Here is a 2829-nt window from a genome sequence, read left to right as displayed (position 1 = left end):
TACTTCAGCAAATTGCCTTATTCCCGCATATGACAATTGAAGAAAATATTTCGATTGTTCCAGAGATGAAAAAGTGGGGAAGAAAAAACTTTCCAGTCGGATTGATGAACTTCTGGAAATGGTTGGTCTTGAACCGGCCATCTATAAAAAGAGAATGCCAAGTGAACTATCTGGTGGCCAGCAGCAGCGAATAGGGGTTATTCGTGCGCTGGCGGCCGATCCTGATATCATTCTGATGGATGAGCCTTTCAGCGCACTTGATCCGCTTAGCCGGGAACAATTGCAAATGGATATACGCAAATTGCAGCAGGAAATTAAAAAGACAATCGTCTTTGTTACCCATGATATGGATGAAGCACTTAAATTGGGGGACCGCATCTGTGTTATGAAAGAAGGCAGAATAATCCAGCTTGATGCGCCAGATCGTTTAGTGATGCAGCCGGGGAACGAATTTGTTGAAGAGTTTATCGGTAATCGGAAGTCTCCATGGCAGACGTCAGTGGGTAATATTTCGAGCATGGACAAGCAGTATATTATTTCGTCCTCTGATTTTGCTGATTATTCCAACTTGCAGCCGGGGGCTTTTATCGTGACGGATGAGAACGGCATTTACCAGCATATGCTGATAAATGGAAAAACAGTTCAAGGCCCTGTTATCGATTCTGCCATGTCTCTGTATGAGAGCGCAGAACTGATCAAGGACAGTTCACAAACGATATTTCCGGTAGTTGAGAACCAAAAGCTTGTTAGTGTATTGACATATAGGGACATGATGGAATTTCTACTGAATCAAGCTGACATGGAAAACGGGGTGGTCCGTCCATGAATGAATTCATAACTGTTTTTCAAAATAGACAGGAGATGCTCTGGGAGACAATATTGGAGCATTTGCAGATTTCCATGATTTCTCTCATTATTGCTACCCTAATTGCAGTGCCTCTCGGTTTGCTCTTAACCAGATATCCGAGGGCAGCGGAACCGGTGATAGGTATTTCCGCAATCCTCCAGACAATCCCCAGTCTGGCGGTGCTGGCATTTTTGATACCTTTCTTCGGAATTGGTACAACACCGGCAATTATTGCACTTATCCTCTATGGGTTACTTCCGATTTTGAGAAATACATATACTGGAATCAAGGAAGTCGATCCAGCTCTGAAGGAAGCTGCTACGGGGATGGGAATGAATTCATTGAAGCGGCTGACAAAAGTGGAACTCCCGATAGCAATGCCGGTAATCATGGCCGGTATTCGAACTGCCATGGTGCTGATTGTTGGTACTACGACCATTGCGGCGCTAATAGGTGCTGGGGGATTAGGTGAGATTATCTTACTGGGTCTTGACCGGGGAGCAGATATCAATTTGATTTTACTTGGTGCAGTCCCAGCAGCCTTGCTCGCAATCATATTGGATTTGGTATTAAGGATGCTTGAACAGCTTTCAAAGAAAGCCGGTTTAAAAACATTCATTGCCATGCTGATTATTGCTGTCCTTATTGTAGCAACACCATTTATATTTAATGGTCAAATGAAGGCAGATCTTGTCATTGGCGGGAAAATGGGTTCCGAGCCAGAAATATTAATGAATATGTATCAATTATTAATCGAGGAAGAGACAGACCTAAATGTGAAACTGGAACCGAATCTTGGAAAAACGGATTTTGTTTTCCGTGCCCTTCAAGAGGGGAGCATTGATATTTTTCCGGAATTCACCGGAACAGCTATTGTAACGCACCTGGAGCAGGAGGCTGGAAGCAATGATGCAAGAGAAGTATATGAACAGGCAAAACAGGGAATGAAAGAAGAGTATGATATGGATTTCCTCGAGCCGATGGAATACAACAATACCTATGCCGTAGCAACCACCAAGGAATTGGCTGAACGGTATAACCTCGAGGAAATCGGTGATCTAAAGCAAATTGAAAATGAGATTACTGCAGGGTTTACATTGGAATTTAAGGATCGCAAGGATGGCTATGCAGGTATGCAGGAAGTCTACAATCTGGACATTTCAGACCTGAAAACAATGGAAGCGGGAATCAGAGAGACCGCTCTAGCTAATGGGGAAGTAGACATTATCGATGCCTATGCAACAGAGAGCTACATGATAGAATTAGATCTAGTAACCCTTGAAGATCCGGAAAATCTATTTCCGCCATATCAGGGTGCACCTTTATTGCGGGAAGATACACTGGCAGAATATCCGGAACTGGAAGACATTTTAAATCAGCTGAGCGGAAAAATTACAGATGAACAAATGCGGCAAATGAACTACCAAGTGGATTATGAAGATCGTTCTCCAAATGATGTCGCACGGGAATACCTGGTTAGTGAAGGTATACTTGATAGCTAATGAATTGTGAAAGTAAAAAAATGCTTATGGAGGTGTCAGTATGGTATGGGAAAATCCTTCCAATGCAGAAATTAAAAACATTTTGGAAACGGCAAAAACCATTGCGGTAGTTGGGTTGAACGATAATCCCGGCAAAACTGTCTATCAAGTTTCAAAGGTCATGCAGCAGCAGGGATATCGAATTATACCTGTTAATCCAACCGTTGACGAAGTGCTTGGCGAAAAGGCTTATCCTTCATTAAAAGAAGTACCGGACAAAATTGATATCATTAACGTATTCAGGAGACCAGAATTCCTGCCAGAGGTCGCCGAAGAAGCTGCTGAAACAGACTGCAGTGTATTCTGGGCACAACTTGGAATCGCCAATGAAGCCGCCTACCACTATTTGAAAGAAAGAGATTTTACAGTAATTATGGATCTATGCATCAAAGTCGCACATGCCGTTCTGGTGGAAAAAATATAGCAGGTTAAATTAGCAAA

2 protein-coding genes and 1 pseudogene are annotated in these 2829 nt (G+C 42.8%); all 3 read left to right on the top strand.

Annotation, left to right across the window (positions count from 1 at the left end; translation table 11 throughout):
- Window positions 1–826, top strand: a pseudogene (locus OMHG_RS19425) (ATP-binding cassette domain-containing protein); the annotation flags it as partial.
- Window positions 823–2349: an ABC transporter permease/substrate-binding protein gene (locus OMHG_RS05720; RefSeq protein WP_010649102.1), complete on the top strand. Its 1527-nt coding sequence runs from the start codon at window positions 823–825 to the stop codon at window positions 2347–2349. The pseudogene OMHG_RS19425 and the gene OMHG_RS05720, both read left to right, overlap by 4 nt.
- 40 nt (window positions 2350–2389) lie before the next feature.
- Entirely contained in the window at window positions 2390–2812 is a 423-nt protein-coding gene (locus OMHG_RS05715; protein WP_010649100.1) for a CoA-binding protein, read from the top strand.
- The last annotated feature ends 17 nt before the right edge of the window (window positions 2813–2829 follow it).

The organism is Oceanobacillus massiliensis str. N'diop, assembly GCF_000285495.1.
In the GTDB taxonomy this organism is placed as follows: domain Bacteria; phylum Bacillota; class Bacilli; order Bacillales; family Amphibacillaceae; genus Oceanobacillus; species Oceanobacillus massiliensis.
Note: the sequence above shows the minus strand (reverse complement) of the source record. Positions and strands in the feature narration are given on the sequence as shown.

Bases quoted from the DNA above. Each gene is read 5' to 3' on its own strand.
- OMHG_RS05720 (WP_010649102.1), top strand. From the start codon at position 823: ATGAATGAATTCATAACTGTTTTTCAAAATAGACAGGAGATGCTCTGG.
- OMHG_RS05715 (WP_010649100.1), top strand. From the start codon at position 2,390: ATGGTATGGGAAAATCCTTCCAATGCAGAAATTAAAAACATTTTGGAA.